General features: G+C 45.3%; 11 protein-coding genes. 7 read left to right on the top strand and 4 right to left on the bottom strand.

Translation table 11 applies throughout. The annotated features are described in order from the left end of the window. The first annotated feature begins 4 nt into the window (after positions 1 to 4). Entirely contained in the window at positions 5 to 10,495 is a 10,491-nt protein-coding gene (locus ACFPFU_RS09450; RefSeq protein ID WP_377063827.1) for a hypothetical protein, read from the top strand. A gap of 99 nt (positions 10,496 to 10,594) precedes the next feature. Continuing rightward, positions 10,595 to 11,458, top strand: coding sequence for a hypothetical protein (locus ACFPFU_RS09445; protein ID WP_377063825.1), 864 nt, complete (start codon positions 10,595 to 10,597; stop codon positions 11,456 to 11,458). A gap of 306 nt (positions 11,459 to 11,764) precedes the next feature. Here the strand turns inward: ACFPFU_RS09445 and ACFPFU_RS09440 are convergent, their stop codons facing one another. Continuing rightward, positions 11,765 to 12,706 carry a M48 family metallopeptidase gene (locus ACFPFU_RS09440; RefSeq protein WP_377063823.1) on the bottom strand — a complete coding sequence of 314 codons (942 nt, stop codon included), beginning with the start codon at positions 12,704 to 12,706 and terminating at the stop codon, positions 11,765 to 11,767. Between the two features lie 5 nt (positions 12,707 to 12,711). Continuing rightward, on the bottom strand, positions 12,712 to 13,272 hold the full coding sequence (locus ACFPFU_RS09435; protein ID WP_377063822.1) for a LemA family protein: 561 nt from the start codon (positions 13,270 to 13,272) through the stop codon (positions 12,712 to 12,714). Positions 13,273 to 13,645: 373 nt separating this feature from the next. Between ACFPFU_RS09435 and ACFPFU_RS09430 the strand changes: the two genes are divergently transcribed. Further along, positions 13,646 to 14,113, top strand: coding sequence for a PRC-barrel domain-containing protein (locus ACFPFU_RS09430; protein ID WP_377063820.1), 468 nt, complete (start codon positions 13,646 to 13,648; stop codon positions 14,111 to 14,113). 155 nt (positions 14,114 to 14,268) lie between these two features. Here ACFPFU_RS09430 and ACFPFU_RS09425 read toward each other — a convergent pair whose 3' ends face one another. Both ACFPFU_RS09425 and ACFPFU_RS09420 read right to left on the bottom strand, forming a co-directional pair. Next, positions 14,269 to 16,431 carry a xanthine dehydrogenase family protein molybdopterin-binding subunit gene (locus tag ACFPFU_RS09425; protein WP_377063818.1) on the bottom strand — a complete coding sequence of 721 codons (2,163 nt, stop codon included), beginning with the start codon at positions 16,429 to 16,431 and terminating at the stop codon, positions 14,269 to 14,271. A 2-nt stretch (positions 16,432 to 16,433) separates the two neighbouring features. Further along, a complete protein-coding gene (locus ACFPFU_RS09420; RefSeq protein ID WP_377063816.1) occupies positions 16,434 to 16,895 on the bottom strand; it encodes a (2Fe-2S)-binding protein in 462 nt (153 codons plus the stop codon). Between the two features lie 292 nt (positions 16,896 to 17,187). On the opposite strand from ACFPFU_RS09420, the gene ACFPFU_RS09415 reads away from it, so the two are divergent. Genes ACFPFU_RS09415 through ACFPFU_RS09400 form a run of 4 tightly spaced genes read left to right on the top strand, consistent with a single transcriptional unit; the run spans position 17,188 to position 22,464 of the window. After that, positions 17,188 to 18,006: a DUF5675 family protein gene (locus tag ACFPFU_RS09415; protein ID WP_377063814.1), complete on the top strand. Its 819-nt coding sequence runs from the start codon at positions 17,188 to 17,190 to the stop codon at positions 18,004 to 18,006. 44 nt (positions 18,007 to 18,050) lie between these two features. Continuing rightward, on the top strand, positions 18,051 to 19,763 hold the full coding sequence (locus ACFPFU_RS09410) for an N-acetylmuramidase domain-containing protein (RefSeq protein WP_377063812.1): 1,713 nt from the start codon (positions 18,051 to 18,053) through the stop codon (positions 19,761 to 19,763). Then, complete coding sequence (locus tag ACFPFU_RS09405; protein ID WP_377063810.1) at positions 19,760 to 20,380, top strand: DUF4230 domain-containing protein; 621 nt, start codon at positions 19,760 to 19,762, stop codon at positions 20,378 to 20,380. The genes ACFPFU_RS09410 and ACFPFU_RS09405 overlap by 4 nt, the downstream gene beginning before the upstream one ends. Then, entirely contained in the window at positions 20,377 to 22,464 is a 2,088-nt protein-coding gene (locus ACFPFU_RS09400) for a DUF4230 domain-containing protein (RefSeq protein WP_377063808.1), read from the top strand. Before ACFPFU_RS09405 ends, ACFPFU_RS09400 begins: the two co-directional genes overlap by 4 nt. Positions 22,465 to 22,561: the final 97 nt, after the last annotated feature.

Here is a 22,561-nt window from a genome sequence, read left to right as displayed (position 1 = left end):
TCCCATGGGACTTCTAGACAATTTAAACACAGCACTTCAGGAACGTTTAACAAGTGACAAACAACTTGACTTTTGTGCCACAGATCTTGGCACAAATGCTGCGCTTTTCACCGAACTGGCAGGTATCTCCTCGGTTCACTTAACCGAGGCGGAAATACTTTTTTCAGAAAGCCTGTTGGTCATAACTGGAAAAGCCTCCGTATGGCTGCTGCCTGCCTCAACCCCGATGAAAATCAGTATAATTGAAAGCGACAATCTACTTCAATTTACGGTACAAAATGCAAGCAGTCTTAATACCTGGAAGTTTTCGGACAGTTTTGAATCTCTGGCAGACACTTATTTTGATAATCTGGACCTGAGTTCAACCTGGCTTATTGCCACCTCTTATGAGCATGCTTTAACAGATCCGGAAGGTAATATGTTATCAGGGTTAAATTTCATAGCGCGTACCACACCTACCGCAGCACTGGAAAGTATCAGTTCGCTTAACAGTGAGATTAAGTCCATAAGCCTGCAGGGAATGATAACCGACATTGACGGACAAAGTAGTGTTTTATTGTCCGCGACATTGGACAAACCCGTAAACCTAAACCTAAATACCAGTACCCTCCAGTTGCAGGCGCTTGCCAATAACAATGGGCAAACAGAAACCGCGCTTGTTAAGGGAACCTACGCCGGCGGTGAGTACAGTTTCCCTGTTGAAGTCAATATTCCGACCCAACTTGATGCACTGGACCAACTGGAGAAAACGCTCAGACAAAGGTATAAGAACAGTAATTTTACGTTTTTTGATACAGACCTCGGCGAAACCATAGCTCCTTTGTTTTTCTCTTCTGTATTTAGCCATCAGTTGGATCTTACAGAAGCTGAAATCACTAATTCCGGCGGAATTCTTTTGGTTACCGGTAAAACATCGGTTTACCATCTTGCGGCCATTCAGATTGAGCTGTCAATAGCTGAAATTACAAAAGACCGGCTTGATTTTACCTTAAAGGTCACCGGCTTAAATGACACCTGGATCCCCTCGGCTTCCTTTCCGCAGACTTTGGGTTCATTTTTCGATACGCTGGCTTTTAACTCAAGGGGGCTGATAGCCACATCATATCCGCATTCTTTGGCCGAGCTGCCAAGGCCATTGACCACCGGACTCAACTTGTACCTCCGGGTATCGCTGCAATCAGGTTCTTTAGGGGTTCTTTCAAGTTTGCAAACTGACGTTTCCTCTCTTGATTTCATCGGAATTGTAACACAGAATGAATCTTTCTTTAACATCGACCTTCAGAGTAGCGGGTTGGAAGATGTCCTCCAGATCAGCCCTGTTGGTTTATCCCCCATGCAGCTCTCCTCCCCCGTTGTCCACTTGGTCAGTAAGGCAGACAGCAATGGTGTCATTTCCAATTCTCCTGTTATTCTGGGTGATCTAAAACTTTCAGACCAGCTGACTTTTGAAGGTATACTTTCAATTCCCACCGGAATAAGCACAAATTGGGAGCTTACCTTCGACCAGGGCAACGGCATCAATTTTCCAAGTGTTGCTGAGGTCATCAAACAGGCAGCTGGCCCTGATGCCCTCGCCATATTTCCAGCATCTCTTAAAGTTGTTGATAATCTGAGCGTTTCGGATCTCGATATTCAGTTTGATCAGGACATCGATGCTTCAACCTACTTTTTTACTTCGGTCACATTAAAACCCAATCAGGATGGCACGCCAAGAAGCTGGGAGATAGTGGATAGTCCCAATCTGGCGGTAGGGAATTTAAAATTCGGCCTAGCCACCTCCTATTTCAAATCCGAGGACAATCCCTTACCCTACATGATCATTGGGATAGTAAGTGGGGATATCACCATTGGAACCCAGACCAATCTCAATGTTTCGCTTTCCATTCCTCTGGAGGGCGACTGGCTGTTGGCAATAACCTCAGATAACGCAAAATTACCTACCCTAAATGACCTGGCAAGTTTTATATGGCCACAGGGAGACCATAGCGATCAGGATCTTCTGTCCCTCCTTCCAAAAGGACTTGAAGACAACAAGCTTACCATTATCCTGAATCAGATTCAGATAGGATTTAATCCATTTACGCCCTCCTTAAGCCTCGTTAGTTTCGATCTTTCGCAGGAAGGGACATGGGAGATACTCCCCGTTTTCAAAGTGGATAACTGGACTGTAAGCATGTCTGTGGATGTAGCAAATGAGTACAACATTACCGGCATGCTTCATGGATTTATGCAGGTTGGTAATGTTGTCCGGATAGAAGCCACATTGCCTATACCCGCAGGAGAGGCAGGATGGACAATAAATCTGCAGGAAGGTACAACGGTCGAATTTCCCGGAATGGGTGAGTTGCTTAAACTGATCGGCGGTAGCGCCGTAGCCAATGGTTTGCCGGAGAGTTTTAACAGTTTCGGGAATTTTTCCCTGGATGTACTTACAGTTAATTTTAACCCGGCACTTGATCCGGCACTGATCAACAGCTTCGAATTCAACCTCACAGGAAAGGAAGATTGGGTTGTACTTGAAAACTTTTTTTCCTTTTCCGATATCAGTGCCCATCTGAAAATTGTTAGATCAAACCAGTCCTATCAGAGCACTGGGGATTTTAACGGGTTTGTAAATATTTTCAATATCCAGATATGGCTGCAGGCAGTAAAAGAAACGCTGGATGATCCCTGGAGATTTAAACTCGCTGTGGCGCAGGATATTCACCTTCCAGGACTTGCACAGCTGGCCAACTGGATGCTGCCCGGAGACATGGCCAACTATATTCCCGAAACATTTATGCCTTTCGGCGCGGGATTTGATCTTACGGCACTTGACATCGATTTTGATGTTTCCAATCAGCAGCTCAACCTGATAAATTTTTCAATCGTCAACGCTGCACCCTGGAATGCCATTCCCGGCTATGTGTCACTTGACAACACCGTTCTTGCTTCCAAAATTACGGTAAACAACACGGATGTATCAAAAAGCAACCTGGCAGTTCACATAGCTACAGATCTTACGGTGGGTTCTGCCACTGTTTCATTTACAGCGGATTACGCATCTACGGTTCCGCACTGGAGCTTTGCCGCAAAACTTGCCGATCAGGTCACTTTTAGCTTTGCTGACCTCATATCAGCAGTGCATCTGGATTCCCTGTTTTCAATACCTACGGATTTGGGCTTGCCTACCTTGACCGTACAGTCTCTGGATGGGAAGATGGTGCCGGAAACCGGCAATTTCAACATTAACGGTACTGTTATTATACTTCCCCCGCATCCACCTGCTGATGATACACAGGCGGACTGGACGGTTTCTTTTCTCGGTCTTCAGTTCAACATGTTTGGTCTTTCTGCCAAACTGGATTTCAAAAATCTTTCGCCTGAGGACCCGCAAAACAAAAACTACTTCAAAGCCAATATAGGGGCACTCCTGGATATGAACACCCTGCAGGTGACAGTCGGATTGCAACTTGGACCTGCTGGCGTTGACAATATTTTCACAGGTACCCTCCTTGTCTCCCAGTTAGATGCTTTAAAAATAGATAAGTTTGGTGACGGTTTAGTTGCCGGCCAGGCCCGGGCGACGAGCGACAACCCGTATCCTGACAACAACCAATGGAGCAAACTTACTCCAAACGATATGAAACTGGTGCAGTACGCCAGTGCATTTCTATATTTCAATCAGACGAAAAACCAGTTGTTCCTTTACGGCGGACTGGCTGACTTCGGGGACGCTATATTCCTTTCCCAGAAAACCGGTGAACAAAATAATCAAAGAGGATACCTATTTTCTTTTGCTTTGAAAGAGGATTTCAAATTTACAGATCTCTTTTCAGGACTTGCCCCAATAGATTCTTTCTTAAATATTTCCAACGCGGGAATTGCTATAACGTCTTATACGGTAAGTTCGGCAGCTGACCTGGTACAACAGATTGACGGTATTATTGCACTTAACGATAAACCGGGTACAGTTACCAATCCGATAAAACAGGCAAACCTTCCCGCAGGACCGGTAAATCAAGGCGTGCATCTATACGGCAGATTATTGCTTACCGGGCCTTTATTCTCCATGTTCACACAGCTGAATGCAGAAGATACAAGTGGTCTGGATGTGACGCTGTATGCCTTCTTTTCAACCGATACCGAACCTGATAAAGGTTCCATAAAAACTATTTTTAAAGCTACTTTCGCACCTTTTTCAATCATCAGCGATCTGATAACTTTTAAAGGTGCAAAGGACGCGCCCGGTATTCAGATGCAATATACCCAGGCTGAATCGGCTGAATTTACCATGTCGGGGATTATCGGATTTAATGTATTTGGTGGTGAATATGAATTTATGGGTGACCTGCTGGTCAACAATGACAAGACAAAGTTTACTGTTACTACTGCACCTGATACGTCCGTTGCTATCCAGCTTTTTCCGACATCCATGCCTCCGCTGCTGGTATTAAAACAACTGGGGCTGGATGTGATATATTACTTCCAGACAGAGGAAAGAACTGAAAAATACCTGGAACTGAATGTCACGGGAAAGGTGGAACTGGTCAGCACCATTTTCCTCAGCTCCAACCTTTATCTTCTGGAAGGAAAACCTGTACTGGCATTGATCTCCCTCACCCAGGATTTTTCTATAAGCCAGCTGATAGGAAATCTTGTAGGAAACAATCAAACCTGGTCAGCGGACTTTTTTGATATTACCTTCAAAGCCGATACTCTTGATCATCATTCGAGGGTATATTATTATGATAAAAGTGCGGATCTTACCCCATCAAAGATAAACGGTAATGATTTCCGGGATGGCTATAACCTGGAATCTACCATTGAACTGACTTTCCTATATACCATTACTATTCTCATGAAGATCAACGTGGAGACCAATGTGGGAATGGAAGCGCAGGTGGGACTTACAGATTCCATTAAGATTTTTATCCTCGAACTTGCCAGTAAACAAAAGTCAGAGACCGGAAATAAAAAATACATCAACAGTCCGACGCTGAACCTCAGCACCAAAAGCGGATCAACCGTATTCGGTCTATCCACCGGATTTAATTTCTTTGAATATCCTTTTGGTACCGCCGAAGTCAGTATAGGAAAGAAAACCTTAAGTGGAGGCGGATCTGAAACCAAAATCAGTGCACAACTGGTGGCCGATGCCGAAGTACCTGTTTTCGGTGAGCTATCGGTCAATTTCAGTTATTGCCGAAGTGAAGGCTTTGTCATCAGTAACTGGCCACCATTTTCACAGGCCTATGAAAGTGTTCAGAAAATAATAGACATTGCGGATGAGGTATCCGGACTAATGAAAAAAGCCGACCCCACCCTGGTATGCGGAGCTATTACAAGCCTTATTGCCGAAGTAGCCTATCAGAATAAGTTTACCATGGCTCCGACCTTTTCCACTGAAGCTGGCGGATCAGACGGATATTCCTTGTTTTTTGTGTTGAACGGAAAATTTAACGTCCTGGTAGCCGGCCATGAAGTTACGTCTATCGATTTCCCAAATACAATACGCATTCCACTCCCCCACAACACCTCCTTTGACGATATGGAGGACTATATCAAAGACGCTATTAAGGCATCTGCCACATCCTTTGTGCAGAGTCTGGTAAACAACGGGGAACAATGGGCAAAACTAGCGGGTATCCTATTTGCCGAACAGGCGGCTGAACTCGCGGCGCAATGGCTATGTGAGGGCCTTATTGATGCCCTTACTGCTGAGGCTGTCGCCGCTTCAGGCGCTGCGGTAGTCGAGGCGGGAGGAGCTGCTGCCATTGCCGCTGGAGGAGCTGCCGCCGCCGCTGCCATCTCAGCAGGTTTGGGAGCTGCCGGAAGTATTTTCTCTTCCTGCTTTACGGCAGGGACTGAAGTTAATATGGCTGATGGAACGGTTAAGATGATCGAAGACGTAAAGATCGGTGATGTATTAGCCGGTTATAACCAGATCAACAATACAGTTCTGGCTTTTGATCATCCAAAGCTTGGCACCAGAAAATTATACGCCTTCAACGAAGGACCTTATTTCGTAACCGCAGAGCACCCCTTTCTAACAGAAAAAGGTTGGAAAGCGATTGACCCTGTGGCCACGGCCCGCGAAAATCCAAGACTGAAAGTAGGTCAGCTATTGCCCGGCGATGTACTGTTGATGGAAAATGACCATACACTGGAAATAAGAGAAATCCGCGCAAAAGACGCCGATTTCAATACGCAGCTGTATAATTTCAAACTGAGCGGAAACAATACCTACTTTGCCAATCACCTCATTGCCCACAACAAAGGCAGCACCTGTTTTACAGCCGGTACGCAGGTTCAGATGGCAGACCGTTCTGTAAAAGCGATTGAAGACGTTTTGATCGGTGATCTTCTGGCGGGACAAGAGGGCACGACAAATGAAGTAATCGCCTTTGACCACCCGTTGCTAGGCTCACGAAAACTGTATGCTTTCAATGACGGCGATTATTTTGTAACCGCCGAGCATCCTTTTTTTACTACAGACGGCTGGAAAGCGATAGATCCGGAATCTACTGTAAGAGAGAACCCATCCCTTCGGGTTGGTGTTTTGAAAGAAGGTAACTACCTGATGCTGGCAAATGGTACAACGGAAAAAATCACCCGTATAAAATGCATCGAAGCTGATCCAAGTACACAGCTTTACAACTTTATCCTGAAAGAAAATCACACATATTATGCCAACAGCTACCTTGTGCATAATAAAGGCGGTGGTGGTGGCACCGACCCCAACCCCGTAGTACCCACCTTTACTTCAACAGGACTTTCCTATAAAGACGGCTGGCTTACGGCCAGCTGGTATGGAGCTTCCTACGCATCCGGATACGAGCTGGAATTCTACGATCCGAAGGGACAGAAAATCGGACAAACGCAAAGCCTGGGACTCACTACCACTTCTGGAAAAACACAGATTTCCCTCAACTTCAACGGCGGATCTTATACCGCCAAACTTCGCAGTGTCCGTGGAGATAAAAAGTCCAACTGGGCAACAACTTTAATTGCTAAAACACCTGATCCTGAACAGGTTAAACTAGACTATACTCCTGATACCGACCAGGTTTCCATTTCATGGAAAGAAACAGGTTCTGCTAGGTTCTCCGTCAACCTTTATCCGGTTGCGGATCCGACACAAGGGCATACTGAAGTGGTTGGTCAAAGTCCGTACCTACAAAAAGGAGCGGATTTAGATCCGACAGGCATGTATCAGGTAAAAGTCACCGCCATTCCGCTTCCGGGAATTTCTGCCGTACCTAGTCAGACCATAGCGGGTTCGGGTGCTCTGACCAAGTTGAATCCTGTTGAATCCGCTGCCTTAAAAGCGGACAAAAATCACCTGGAGGTTAGCTGGCAAGATGCGCAGGCAGGGGTTGACCAATACTTGGTAAAGGTAATGGTGGAAAGTACACCAGCTGATAATGCTACAGTTATGGCCGGATCTAACTCGGTGAATCTGGACACGTCAGCCTATCCTGCCGGAGCAGTTGAAGTAAGCATCGTTCCGGTAAGTAAACCCGGATTTGTTAGCGGAAATCCAGTTGCTGCTTCCGGTGTCACCAAACTTTCCCAGCCCGCTTCCGCAGATATCAGCCTTTATAAAACAGACGGTAAAATTGCAGCCAGCTGGGGAGCCGTAGAGGCGGCAACAAGTTACTCCTTGATATTGAAAGATGAAAACGGCAATACGGCTTTTGAAAACAATAATATCGAGGCCAATGCGCAGCGCCTGGATATTGGGGTTGCTGAACTTACAGGCGACGGAACCACATTTTTCATGTGGATCACGGCCTCAGGAAGCGCCAATTACTTAAACAGCAGTCCGAAACAATCGGATCAGTCGGTGACCAGATTGGCCGCTCCTTCCTCTCTAAAGACTTCCATTCAGGGGGACAACCTGGTTAGCTCCTGGGCTTCAGTGACCGGAGCCGCACAATACCTGGTTAAGGTGCTGGATACAGACAACGCAGACAATCCCGTGGCTTCAAAAACCATAGATGCCCCTTCTACGGGAGGAAAGCCTGGTTATACCTTTACGCCACAGGACTTTTCCAATATTTTAAACGGAGTGTACCGGATAGCCGTACAGGCCTTGGGAGCTAAAACCGTTATTGATAGCGGAATCACCTATGGAGCAGCGATCGCCATTCCACCTGTTGTGGTTCCGTTACCGGATCTAACATTTGCAGACGGCCATATTTGTGCAAATTGGAAGAGCAATGACAGCCGGGTTACCCAATATATTCTTCAGCTATTTAATGCGGCCGGGGAATCTTTGGGAAGCCCGGTCGAAACGGATAAAACATCGGCACAGTTCTTAGTCAGTCAGCCTGCTGACAACACTGTTTACACGGTTAAGATCAAAGTAAAAATCGGGCAGTTCGAAAGTGCCTGGAGCAGCGGTACAAATATTACCATATTTATGGTAGACACGCCTACCCAGCTACAGACCGGAACCGATGGTGTATCCATCATCGCAGCCTGGAAAGCCGTGAATGGGATTGACAGTTATTCGGTGAGCATTCTTAATGCCGGGGGCGAAAAGATAATCCCAGATGTTGTAGTGGGCACTACTCAGGCGCTGATTTCAAATGATTTGATTTCATCCGGGTCTGAATACAATATTGAAATAAGGGCAAAAAAATCACAGAGTTTTAGCCCTGCCAGCACATCCAACGGCCTTTCAATTGTTCAGCCAGAGACGGCGGTGTTCTATATGCCCCAGGCATTCAGTGACGATGAAGGCACCTATTATCTCGGTAACGGACAAACCCTCAATTGGGGCAATAATTACCGCAATATGCAGCCAGTTGCGGTTGAGGATATTCAGGAAGCTACCGTTGTGGCCCTTACTGGCGGTGGTGCCTCTCCTATCCCCTGGTTCCCTTTTGCATTTGGATTGAAGAACCTCCAGAGAAAAGACGGATATCAGAGTGGTGACCTTGTAACCTTTGATGGATTTGATGCCGGATTGAATAAAATGCTTGTACAAAGTACAGATGGCGCCAATGGCCCCCATTCGTGGTCACTGTCCGGAGGGCAGGCAGTGAACAATCTCCATCAGGTATTCAGGCTTCAAAAATGGATAGGAAATGACGGTGGGGGAAATGCCCAATTTGGGTCCGGACCTATAAATGCGGGTGATACCATCATGCTGCTTGTCCTTGGCCATGACTCCGCAAACACCTCAATGGATTCAGGACCCGAGGCTGTTGTTTGGAAGCTTGAAATCAATCCTGTCGAAAGAGCCTTGCTGCTACCTGCTGTTGAAAATATTGTCATTGCATTTGAATCCCCGGATTCATTAAACAGTAGCTGGAATAAGTCCTCATTGACTGTTTCCTACCTGGCAGAGCTCTGGAATACAGAGGGAGATAAAAACCCGCTTGTTGCAAAAAAAGTAAGCGACGCATCAGAACTGAATCCGTCACCACATACAATATTCGACTTATCACCGTATTTGCAAAGTGAAGCCTCCATCAACTATCAGGTAAAAATAACCGCCGAAAACCCGAATGGGTTTGTAAGTGCGGTTTCAAGCTCAAACCCCGTGAGACAGTTCGCAAAGGCGATATTAAACTCGGTAGTGTATGAGCCACCTATGGTAACAGGAAGCTGGGATCCTGTATCCGGAGCTTCTGGTTATAGCCTACAGGTCAGTCAGAACGGATCACCAGTGGTCACCCTTGTAACCCATAAGCTTTCCGACAGTCTGAACGTATCCGCTCTTGCTCCCGGTAATTATGATTTTTCCGTTCAGGCCACGGGAGAACCCGGTACAATCCCCGGTAGCTGGAGCGATCCCATCGTGTTTACCATCCCGGAACTGACGCCAAATGAATTTGCAAAGCAGAAACATGATGCAGGGTTTACCAACCTTCAGACAGCAGCTGCACTGCATCAACAATATCCGCTGATTACGGCCACGGAATTTGCCATAGCAATGGCATTTGCAGGATATAAAAAAGATGAGACCACGCTGGCATTGAAACAGGAGTTTCCTGCGCTGTCTCCCGAGGCGTTTGCAGAAGCAATGCTGGCCGCATTCCCTGCCGATGATCCGGAAGCTTTTGCACAACGGTATTTTGCAGCAGGAGTCCCCGTGCTTAGCACATCAGCAGACCTGGTCAGAAACTTTCCGGACATTGATCCTACCACATTTGCATCAGCACTCGCAAAAGCAGGATATGGTAAGACCGACGTGACACAGGGATTGAAGCAGCAGTTCCCTACGCTCTCTCCTGCCGAATTTGCAGATATTATGGTTTCTGCTTTCCCGACAATCACACCGGAGGAGTTCGCAGGAAGCTTATTCCAAAGTGGAGCCTTGCCGGAAGATGCCGCTTCAAAACTGACTAAAAACTTCCCCTACCTGGAACCGGAAACGCTTGCAATGGCGATGGTTACAGGGGGCTATTCACAGAGGGATGTAACATTGGGATTAAAGCAGGTGTATCCAAATCTTACTCCACAGCAGTTTGCCCAGGTCATGAAAACCGCTTTTCCTTAAAAATGGTCTGGCATAAATCACTTTGTTAACAGCCAAATAAACACAATATCTTTTTTATACATATTGATAACAGCTAAAAAATAAAAACTTTAAAACACCATGAGTACAACTGAAAACCTATCAACGACCCAGTTCCTTGAGAACCATTTAGCACTTCTGAAATCGAAGGGATATACCAGAAGGCAAAGTATTGAAATGCTGAAAACAGAGATGTTTGATGCACAATCGGTATTTGCAAATTCAATGAAAAGCCTGGCAGGTTTTGAAACCGCACATGGTTTTCACAACAGAGTGATAAGACCGGGTGAACTTGGTAAAGTTTACAGGGCGGTATATGGTGATGATCAGGGTGGCCTTACCCCGCTTGATCTGGCACAGGATGCAAAATTGTTCTATGACAATCCGGATGATGTCGCCATTGCGGTGAAGGCGGGTTTTCCCGGGATAAGTGCTACGGACGTAGGCAAACTCCTTCTTGACCCAACAGTATATCCGGACTTGTCCAGTGGGGAGTTGAGGCAGTCACTTCTTGCTGCCGGTTTCAGCGAGCAGGAAACAAGTGCCGCGGTAGCTGCCCTGATAAATAACACAACTACTGTAACGGTATACGCTAGTCAAGAATGGCAAACTTCAGGTGTGAGAATAAAACCCGGAGAAAGGGTGAATATTCTATACAAAAGCGGAATGTGGACTGCCAATCCATCAACGGGCTTTGTAAACGCAGGAGGTAATCCGGCTTACATTGCTAAATCAGGCTATACTTTGCAGGGAGCCCCCGAAGGTGCCCTTATCGGAAGGACTGACAGCCGTGTTTTTCTCATCGGCAACGGCGGACTCGTACCTGCGGCCCACTTCGGCGAACTCCTTCTGTGTATTAATGATGACATGAATCAGCAGTACGGCGCTGGATTCGCCGACAATTCCGGAGCAATTATTGTGGAAATTGAAAAAAACAAACCATAGCATTGCCCAAGCACCATTGGAATAAAATACCTTTGCAAGAGCCAAGGACACAAAAAATGCAGGGGATAATTGATCACCTGCATTTTTTCTTTCCTGGGATTTGTTGATCCCAACTGGAATCTGAATTCCAGTATTGGTGTTTTAAAGAAACATGGTTGAATTTCCCTGCTCCATAGGAGAAGCAAAGGAATTCGGGTAAATAAACGACCTTATTGGTTGAATAATCTTTAAAAGGCCTATGTTTTTCAATGATTTAAAGTTAAACTATTTGCCGGACTATAACAACTTATCTACCTGATATTTAACTTAAAATTGTTCCAGGATTTTAATTCTTTTTTCTATGGGTGGATGCGTCGCAAAAAGTCCTGTAATGGCGGCCATCAGCCCCGAGGACCTATCCGGCCGGTTCTCTATAAACAGCTCGGCTACATCATCGCTTTTAACCGTTTGCACGCGGTAGTTACCTGAGATTTTACGCAAGGCAGACGCCAACGCCCTGGGTTTTTTTGTCATCTCTGCGGCACCACTGTCCGCCATATATTCCCTTTTTCTGGATATGGCAAAGCGAAATACCATACTTAAGAGAAAGGCCACGAATGCAATGACCATCGCGATCAAAAGCGCTCTGTTATCACCCTTACCTCTTCTCCTCCCGCCACCATAGATCATGCTCCTGAACAGGATCTGCGCCACAAAGGAAAATATTCCCACAAAAATGATGGATATGATCAACAGCCTGACGTCCCTGTTGCGGATATGCATAAGTTCATGCGCGATCACACCTTCCAACTCCTCATCATTCAATTTTTCTATAATGCCCCTGGTAAGCGTCACCGTATACGTTTTTTCGTTGATACCGCTGGCGAATGCATTCAGAGCCTGATCCTCAATGATGTTTACTCTGGGCATTTTCATGCCCTTACTCATGCAGAGATTCTCAACCAGATTATATATTCTCATATTTTCCTTTCTTTCCAATGTCCTTGATCCCGCAGCCTTGTTGATCATGGTGCTGTGGAACAGGAAAGCTATGGCAAACCAAATGGCTACGGCAATCAGCACCCCAGGTATCACTTGCACAAAGGCCTCGCTGACCCTGCTGTGATCTATTTGCCCTTCATACGGAAGTGTCAGCATCAAAAAAACATATACAGCGGCCAACACCAGTAAAGGAAAACCCAAAAGCAGCAAAACGGAACGAAAATTATTTCTGCGGATTTGGGTTTGGATACCTACATAATTCGCCATATAAATCAGAATTTGATTTCGGGAGCTTGGTCAAGTCTTTCCCGGTCCGAGCCAACGTCAAACATGGGCTCTCTATGAAATCCAAACATACCGGCAATGATATTGGAGGGAAAACTTTGTACTGCCACATTGTATTCCCTGGTGGCTGAATTGAAATACCTCCTGACAGCAGCTAATTTGTTTTCCACGTCGGCTATTTCGCTTTGCAGTTGAAGGAAGTTGGTATTGGCTTTAAGGTCAGGATAGGCCTCTACCTGGACTTTGAGTCCCTGCAACGCCGCTCCCAATTCCTGCTCAGCCGCAATTTTTCCTTCAATGGAGGTGGCACTCATTGCCCGGGCCCTGGCTTCGGTCACACGCGTCAGGACGCCCGCCTCATGCTCCATATATCCTTTGACACTGCTTACAAGCTGGGGAATCAAATCATGGCGTTGTTTGAGTTGCACATCAATATCAGCAAACGCATTTTCCCTGTTGTTCTTGAAAGCAATTAATCTGTTGTACAGGGAAATCACAAAAATAACCAGTATTACGGCTACAATGATCAATATAAGGGTTGTACTCATGATTTTGAATTTTATATTTTAAAAGCATGAAGATACATAAAAGATAGCTATTTATTCAGTAAATCGGATAGGTTTTACATTTTCCACCAATACTCAAAAACCATAACTGAAGCCGGGTTTATATGTATCCGGGATTATTTTAGCACATGTGGTGCATTTCGGTTTATCTACTATACAAACTCCAGCCCGGGTGTTTGTAATAGTAGATCTGATATAAAATCCCTCCCATTGGCAATACCCAGCTGAAGCACATTCTTCTCCCCTTCTATCTATATTATTTTATTTTTCAAATTAAAAATATAATAATTTTCATGGCATAATTATTGAACTGTCTTTTAAATAATATTTTATTTAACCCAAAACCAAACCAACAATGAAAGATCAATTAGGACATCTCGTATTGTCTGCCTCTAGTATTAAAGGCACTACCGTAAAAAATGCCGTGGACGAGAAAATCGGCTCCATTGAAGACATTATGATGGATTGTGCTACCGGGGAAGCGGCGTATGTCGTACTCTCTGTAGATTCCGGCTTTCTGAATTTGGGGAGCAAGTACTTTGCGGTCCCCTGGCAGGCGTTCGCTTTTGATACTGCACAAGAAGACGTGTTCATTCTGAACGTGGACAAGGAGAAGCTTAAAAATTCACCCGGTTTTGATAAAGATAACTGGCCCACTGGCCCACAATTGGAGTTTATCACCGAAATCAGAGATTACTATGGTTATAAGAGACCCTGGGAAACTGACCCCGGTTATACAGGATTGGATAGTGATGAAACACTGAGAGGCAGATATGAGGAAAGAAGAGACCCTGGGGAAAAGGAAAGCGATTTCCTAGGTTGACTGCTTTTCAGTAGGAGAACATTCACGATATAATCCGGTTTTCAAAAAAACCATTGTTAAAAAACCCGATATTTTTTCTTAGTGTAGCCACTTTGAATGATTAAAGGCTGTCCAAAGTTTGGACAGCCTTTTTAGTATCAAAAACATCAAAAATACTAAGCCCTATCTCCCAATTTAAAGCCTTTAAACTCTTCCTGTTCAGTAAATGGCTGGTTTCTGAGGCGCTTGCCAGTGGCCTTATAGAGCGCATTGGCCACGGCCCCACCGGTCGGTGGAAGGGCAGGCTCTCCAAGCCCTGTGGGATCAATACCATTATCCACAAAATGGGTTTCTATTTCGGGTGTTTCCTTCATCCTTATCAAACGATAAGTATCAAAGTTTTTCTGATCCGCCACCCCGTTGGTAAAGGTCATGTTGGTAAACATGGCATGCCCCATACCATCTACCATGCCCCCCCGGACTTGCTGGTCGGCACCGGTAGGATTCACTACAATACCACAATCGGTAGCTGCATAAATTTTCTCTATTACCGGGCTTCCTTCTGCCATACTGGCTTCGGCCACCTGAGCGACATATGACCTATGGGAGAAATAAACACTGAATCCCTGGGCCACGCCGCTTTTTTTGCCCCAGCCGGACTTTTCGGCCACCAGCTCGATAACTCCCCTCATACGGTCTATGTCATAATGAATTTCACCAACCGGGGATTTTTTAGCCCTATCCAGCAGTTCCAACCGGAAATCCACCGGATCTTTCCCCGCGGCCTCTGCCACTTCATCCAGGAAAGATTGTTCGGCAAAGGCAAGAAAATTGGTTATGGGCGCCCGCCACGCATTGGTGGTTATGGAGGATTTATATTCTATGGATTCGATAAGCAAGTTATCCACAGAACCGGAAGGGAAATTGTGTTCACGGGTACAGTTGCCGGCATTGATACCCACACCCCGGAGTTTATAACCGATCATCTGATTGTTCTTGTCCAAAGCAGCCTCAAACCGGTACCTGACCGCGGGCCTGTATGCGCCACCGGTGATGTCATCCTCCCGCGTCCATGTCACCTTCACCGGTGCGTTCATCATTTTCGACAATTCAACGGCTTCTACGACAAAATCCGCCCGCAGCCTCCGTCCGAAACCTCCTCCCAGACGGGTCAATTCCACCGTTACTTTTTCTTTGGGAATTCCCAACAATTCAGCGGTTTCATCCCTCGCCCTATCCGGTGTCTGGGTGGGTCCTATAAGTTCCACGCCATCTTCTCTGACGTGAGCGAAGAAATTCATAGGCTCCATTGGACTGTGGGAGAGAAAAGGACATTGGTATTCGCTTTTTACCACTTTGGCGGCATTCCTAAAAGCGGCATCCGCATTACCATCTTTTCTTTTTACTTCTCCTTTGCCTTTTTCAAGGAGATCTTTAAAAAGCTGATTATGAAAATCCGTACTTTCCAGTTTGTCGTCTTCCGGCTCGTAATCAATTTTCAACAACTTCCGGGCCTTCATTATTGGCCAGGTGGCATCCCCTACGATGGCCACATTATTTTTGAAAGTGACCACATCCCTGATTCCCGGCACCTTTTTAGCCGCTTCTGCATCCACTCCTTTGAGTTTCATGCCGAAAGGAGGACGTTGGATCATGGCGTTTAACATACCTTCTTTGTAGACATCCAAACCATACAGCGGTTTGCCGGTAAACATGGCTCTGTTGTCCACATTTTTTACCGATGTACCGATGATTTTGAAGTCTTTCGGTTTCTTCAGCTCCACGTTTTCAGGAACCGGAACCTGAGCAGCATCACTGGCCAATTCACCATAGGTGATTTTCTTGCCGCTGGATTGATGGACTACCTGTCCCAAATCGGTACTAAGCTCATCCATACTTACATCCAGACGTTTAGCGGCTGCTTCTAAAAGCATTTGTCTGGCAGTAGCACCGGCCTTTCTCAACCTTTCCCAGGAATGGGGCATGGCCCCTGACCCCCCTGTAACCTGGCGATCATACTTTTCGTTATCCAGGAAAGCCTGCATTACCCTTACCTTGGACCAATCGGCATCCAGCTCTTCGGCCACTATCATCGGGAAAGAAGTTTTTATATTTTGGCCTAACTCAGGATTGGGTGAATAAATAACAATATGGTTATCCGGTGAAATGGACAGATAGCTGTTGAAATTCAACGCATTCTTCAGAACTTCTTCATCCGTCACCACCTTCATCTTTGGGGAATCACAGCTGGACCAATTGAAGCCGAGCAACAACCCTCCTCCGGCAGTCGCCGCAATTTTCAGAAAATTTCTTCTGTTTGTTTTCAGTAAAGTTTCCATGGTTATTTGGTTTTGGAGGAAGCCAGCAATACAGCTTCTTTGATTCTATGATAAGTACCACATCTGCAAATATTCCCGTTCATCGCGTCAATGATATCCCCTTCTGTAGGAGTGGGATTGCTTTTCAACAAGGCCGCCGCCGTCATGATCTGACCTGCCTGACAGTATCCGCATTGTGCCACGTCCACTTCTTCCCAAGCTTTTTGTACAGGATGGTCACCATCCTTGGAAAGCCCCTCAATGGTAGTGATTTTATCATTGCCTATAGAAGATACCGGCAAAGTACAGGCTTTTACCGCTGTATCATTTAGATGAACTGTACAGGCACCGCATTGGGATATTCCACAGGAATATTTGGTACCTACAAGGCCCAGATTGTCTCTAAGTACCCACAAAAGGGGGGTGTCCTCATCTACATCGATCTCGTAGTTTTTACCGTTGATTTGAAGTTTGTAGTTAGCCATTTTGCTTTTTCTATTGTTAAAGTATTAAATTAATTAATAAAATTTCTCTTGTCAAAAAAACGACTGATTTTTCACCATTTATTATATAAATCGTCTCATATATCCACTGCTGGAAACCGACGCCTCGGTTTACGCTCTTTTCTGCCGCGATATACTTCCGTCACAAAAAATGTTTTTGGCAAAAAATCCAGCAGATTCTTTTGAAGTAAGATTTATTATAATTAAATTTTAAATAATTTATGCGTGTTATACCATTTTTATACAATTGAATGTTTTAATATATAACTGACCTATGAAAAGGTTGTTGGGACTTCTGGCGATAGCCCTCATTGCTGTACTTATCCTTTTGCTGGTAACAAACCCCGAAATATTAAACAAGGTTTGGATGTGGCTGATAGGTTTTGCCGGTTATGTGTATCTGCTGATAGAAAAAGGTGTGGAAGCCCTTAAGTCTCCTTTTCAGGCCAAACCGGATGTCACCCCTAAAAAAACCGGCCCCCAGGTTCCCGGACCCATCCCAGGGCCTGAAAAACCCCGCTCCCTGGAAGATCATGTCGAAAAGATAGAAGGGTTGCTCAGAAAGGGAGCTGTCAAGGACACACCTCTATCGCAACAAGAGGTCACTGTTCTTCGATACATGGACGACGGGGAAACCACGCTTGGTTTGCTTTTTTTGCAGAACAAGTTTTTTGCCTACACATTGGAAGATACCCATCAAGACGAAAAAATAGCCGGCAGTACCCGGATCCCCCAAGGGATATATCCTTTGATCCTGAACCGGAATCTCACCGATCTCACGCAACGTTACAGAAACCAGTTCCAATGGTTTGATTTTCATATCGAGCTCAAGGATGTCCCCGATTTCAGCAATGTATATATCCATATAGGCAATTCCCATCAAGACACCCGGGGCTGTATTCTGATCGCTGACGGGGTGACCGCAGCAGGCACTGAGAAAATGATTACGCATTCCAGAATAGCCTTCGAAAGGTTTTATAAGACGCTATATCCAAAACTGAAGCACAACGAAAAGATGGAAATCCGCATTCTTGATGAGAATTGGTTTCAAAAAGCCCGTATTCAAACTGAGAACGAAAGTATATCCACCTGAGCAATTTGAATCTCCGGAAATTGCCAGGCCAAATTTTATATTTTATGAAGGAAAATGAAGAAACGTCAATTGAAGGGTCTCCAAAAAAGGAAAAGCCTTTTTCCGACTGGAAGTACCTGGCTGTACATTTGGGTGCTATCATCCTGCTTACATTAGTGGTAACGATTTTCATTACCTCCACGATGTCTCCGCCAAACAGGGCTTTTGCCAATGGGTTTGTTTTATTGATTGCAGTTGGCTTCATGTATGGCACCGTGGCCAGGTATATGAGTCCAAAGGTGAGGGACAGAAATCCCAATGCCAACCCTTATCATGGCTATTTTTTTAAAGGGACAGTGCTTTTGACTACCTTATTGGTTTTTTTTGGCATTTTCGGGGCCTTTTTTGTTTATGTGGAGCACCATAATCTTTTTCAGGCTGTAGGTCTGGCCACATCGGTCATATGGATCGCGGTTTTTCTTATTTATTTCATGTGGTCGGTCTACCATTATAATATCAATTATGGACTGACCGACCAGGATTGGGAAAGGATTTATGAAGCCAAAGACCGGTACAAAGAAGGTCTTCCGGTCAAGCCCTCCGAACTGCAAACACCGGAATACAACCCTTATAGAAGTCAGACTTTTGGATTGCCCCCCGGGACGGTACGCGGAATGATTGCCTTTACGCTTCTGATGGGAGGCATGTCGCTGTTGATCACGAGTTTCGGATCCCACTATACTGGTGGGGAACTGGCACTGATCCGTCAGCAATTTGAGTTTTTTGAAACTGCTTTTTTGATGATGATTGCCTTCTACTTCGGCGATAAATCCTTAAAACACCTGAGGGCAAGATGGGTGGATCCGAATACCCGTCAGCCCGGCACTTTCCAGCAGCCGGGAGAAGGACCCTCTTTTAGGCCTACAGCCGCTCTTTCCCAAACCAGTGAAATAAATCAAGATGATGAATTTTTCCTGAGGGAGGATAAGGAATTTGCCGAGCAGAGCATGCCGGAAAAGTCTCCATCGCTAAGCGAGCGGCGGGTAATGCTATCCGCTTCGTTGGAGCAGCCGGAAGAAACGGTGTCTACAAATGACGAATATGTGCAGATCAAGGACAACACCACCAGTAAGGTCCTGAGCGATATGGACATCCGTCTTGCCTTGGATGAATTGGAACAAAAAGAAAACATCAAAATCAGCATGCCGGTGATCAAAGCCATTGTCACCGTCGAATCTGCGGGAAGGGGACATTTACAGGACGGTAGAGCAAAGATACTTTTCGAAGGTCATAAATTCTGGTACTGGCTGGAGAAATTCGGCAAGGATCCAAAGGCCCTGCAAAAAGGGAAAGAACATATTATCTATCCAAAATGGACCCGGGAACATTATAAAGTAGGGGCAAAAGAGTATGATCGCCTTAACGAAGCCAAGCTGATTGACGCCAAAGCAGCAGTGTATTCTGCGTCATGGGGGCTCTTTCAGATACTGGGCGAAAACCTGGAACATTACATCAAAGGAAGGAAGTACAAAAGCCACGAGGAATTCGAAGCCAAACAGCATGAGTCAGAGTGTTACCATTTTCTGGATTTTCTTGAATTCATCAAAACAAAAAAAGTCCGGGGCAAAGCTTTGATAGCCTATGTGTCAGAAGACAATGCCGGACAATACGATTGGGAATCATTTGCTTTTGGATACAACGGCAGCGGATACAAGGTGAATAAATACGACATCAAGCTGAAAACCGCTTATGAAAAGTATAAGGCAATGGAATCATGAAAAAGTTTCTGAACCTCATAAAGGGTAGCGCATTGATTTTAACCACCATATGGTTTTCATCCTGCGACCAGGATGAACGGGCGATGGTGGTAGGAAAAATCCAGCAGGCCAGTGACCTTGTGACCTCAGAGTTTGTCATTGACAAAGTGGTCTTCGGCAAAAAGTCACGCAATCTCTTATGGTTCAGAATGAATGAAGCAAAGTTTTTGGCATACTCCCAAGCTAAGGTCAAAACGGGGATAGACCTTAAAAAAATCAAAGAAGAAGACATCATCATAGAAGGAAACAAAATAACGCTTAACCTCCCTTCCATAGAAGTGATTACCTTCTCCTATCCGCCTTCAAGCTTTGTAGAGGACAGTTTGATATCCAACCCTGACCGGTTTTTAAATTCCATCAGTTTGGAGGACCAGGAAGAATTTTTTAGAATGGCGGAAACCGATATCAGAAATAATTTACAGTATCTGGGGTTGGTCAAATCCAGCCAGGAGCATACCCGAAAGCTGCTGAACACCCTGTTGAGTTCTTTGGGTTTTCAGGAAATTTATATTCATTTCCAGGATGACCGATTAGTCATCCCAATGGTCAATTTGCAATATAATGAGGATGAGTCATGATCCGCGGCTTGTTAAGTAACTTTCGTTTCCTTTTGGAAGTCCTGCTGGTAATAGGGCTCGTTGTTCTCATTTATATATGGAACCCTATGGGGATATTCGGTGGCAAATTGCGGCTGCAACCTACCGCCAACCTTATGCATCAGGTACAGAGTATGGCCGAACTGGTTACGGCTGAGTATTATGGAGAAGTGATCGTTTCCATAGACGAAGCAAGGCTTAATTTTTTGGATGTGGAAAACATTTCAAATCAGGCAGAAATAACCTATTCTGCGATCATAACCTCTCTGGATATGCTGAGGGATTTTGAGGAACAGCCTTTGGAAATCAGAGAGGCCGCCTACCGGGATGGACCGGGGGTGTCGCGATGGAGACGCATCATCAGACAACCCGTAAGAGCCGGGACACTGCAGGAAAAGATGGAATATTTGGGCTTGAATGAAGAAATGGAGATTTTGCCGTTATACGATGAGGTTATTCATTTTTTGTACCACCGACAAAGGGGAATTGATGACCCCGAGCGCGCATCCCTTTCCTTAAAACAAAAGAATGAAACCCTATGGAGGATATACCAGCAGCCTGAACCTGTCCTTTGGAACAATGACCGCTTCACTGACTTTTACTACCAAAGAAAAGTGGCCTTAACCCCGAAAAATGAGACCAGAAAAAGATTGGCCATGGTAGGGAGAGGTACTGTGAAAGCAGGTTTCGACCTGTCCGGCCTTGACAAAAGTACTTTTTATATCAACGAAGAGGCCGGAGAACTGCATTTTTTTGGTATTCATCCGATAATCCTCAATGCGGATATAAACCCTTGGTTTATTCCTGAAAAAGGTATTCCCGGTTTCGAGATCCTTGACTACAATGGGAAAGTGGATTTTAGGGACAGCAAAAAAGTAAAGGAATATGCCGTCGAAAAATTACGGATCAACGCGGAAACTGCCGGAATACTAAAAAATGCCGAAGTTTCAGGTACCGAGACTTTTAAGAACCTTTTCAGCCTGATTACAGGTAAGACCATCAATAAAGTGATTTTTCATGATGACCAGATCAACCAGTTAACCCAAAACATGATGGAGGACGGGCTTATTTCCTATCCTGAGGCCATCCACTTCGAACGGCTTGTCCACGCGGAATTCCGTGCGATCGATTCGCTCCGGGCAGAAAGAACCCACAGCTTTAAAAACCAGCAACTTGCCCTTCAGAAGGAGGTGATATTAGGGGAAATCACCCAAAAAATGACCTCACTGCCGTTTGAGGACATGCCGGGCAAATTCGGTTTATTCTCCAGGTGCCTTTATGAAGTCTCCCTGGATTCCATCATCGATGAAAAAGAAAAGGAAACCGTCTTACAACAAAGGGCCCAATTGAAATCAGGCGAAATCCATAAAAATCCTGAAAATACCATTTGGTGGCAAGATTCTTTGCTGCTCTTTCAACAGTTCAATTTAGCAATAGGCTATCTTCTCGATCAACGGGTGGAAGAAGGCGAGCTGGAAACCATCGTGTTGCCGAAAAGTTCGATTGACGATGCCTACATGACGGGTAACCGGATAAAAAGCATGCTGGACCTGGGAGACTCGGTCCGGATAGATAAATGGCAAATTATCAACTCAGGCTTTATTAAAAGCCAATTGTTTCCCTTCCAATATAATCCACCTGTCTGGCAGGGAATGGTGGCTGACAAGAACTTAAGAAAGAAAACCGCTTCATTGGATACGGTTTCCAATATTTCCATAGGGGAAAACACGCCCTGGGTATTTGAGAGAAATTTATCGCCTTCCCTGTACCAGTTGAATGTAAAAACCGACAGCTTGCTTAACCCCTATATTTTAGAAATGGCGAAAGAATCGCCCCTTGTTTGGACGGTTGAAAATGAACAGGCCCTGTTGTTCCAGGCAGTACATCCCGACGAAACCGAAGTTCTCCATCAGCCGCTTACGGATTACCAGTGCCAGGAATTGGGCGAGTACCTTCAACACCTCTCTCAAACCCATCAACTTTCCGTACAGCAAACCCCTTGGACACGGGCCGCTAGCTGGTGGTCCGAAAAATGGAAAAACAAAAACACCCTGTGGCCCAGATAGCCGGTGGGGAAAATGTTTACCCCATTCCTATTTATCTGTTGTGGGAATCTGTATTTTGAGTCTGTTTTATACCAGTGAAAGCACAATATTATCCAGA

It is taken from the genome of Negadavirga shengliensis, assembly GCF_042652345.1.
Lineage (GTDB): Bacteria > Bacteroidota > Bacteroidia > Cytophagales > Cyclobacteriaceae > Negadavirga > Negadavirga shengliensis.
This window is presented reverse-complemented; position numbering and strand designations above follow the sequence as displayed.

Excerpts from the sequence above, each read along its gene's own strand:
- ACFPFU_RS09450 (WP_377063827.1), top strand. The coding sequence starts at position 5 with ATGGGACTTCTAGACAATTTAAACACAGCACTTCAGGAACGTTTAACA.
- ACFPFU_RS09445 (WP_377063825.1), top strand. The coding sequence starts at position 10,595 with ATGAGTACAACTGAAAACCTATCAACGACCCAGTTCCTTGAGAACCAT.
- ACFPFU_RS09440 (WP_377063823.1), bottom strand. The coding sequence starts at position 12,706 with ATGGCGAATTATGTAGGTATCCAAACCCAAATCCGCAGAAATAATTTT.
- ACFPFU_RS09435 (WP_377063822.1), bottom strand. The coding sequence starts at position 13,272 with ATGAGTACAACCCTTATATTGATCATTGTAGCCGTAATACTGGTTATT.
- ACFPFU_RS09430 (WP_377063820.1), top strand. The coding sequence starts at position 13,646 with ATGAAAGATCAATTAGGACATCTCGTATTGTCTGCCTCTAGTATTAAA.
- ACFPFU_RS09425 (WP_377063818.1), bottom strand. The coding sequence starts at position 16,431 with ATGGAAACTTTACTGAAAACAAACAGAAGAAATTTTCTGAAAATTGCG.
- ACFPFU_RS09420 (WP_377063816.1), bottom strand. The coding sequence starts at position 16,895 with ATGGCTAACTACAAACTTCAAATCAACGGTAAAAACTACGAGATCGAT.
- ACFPFU_RS09415 (WP_377063814.1), top strand. The coding sequence starts at position 17,188 with ATGAAAAGGTTGTTGGGACTTCTGGCGATAGCCCTCATTGCTGTACTT.
- ACFPFU_RS09410 (WP_377063812.1), top strand. The coding sequence starts at position 18,051 with ATGAAGGAAAATGAAGAAACGTCAATTGAAGGGTCTCCAAAAAAGGAA.
- ACFPFU_RS09405 (WP_377063810.1), top strand. The coding sequence starts at position 19,760 with ATGAAAAAGTTTCTGAACCTCATAAAGGGTAGCGCATTGATTTTAACC.
- ACFPFU_RS09400 (WP_377063808.1), top strand. The coding sequence starts at position 20,377 with ATGATCCGCGGCTTGTTAAGTAACTTTCGTTTCCTTTTGGAAGTCCTG.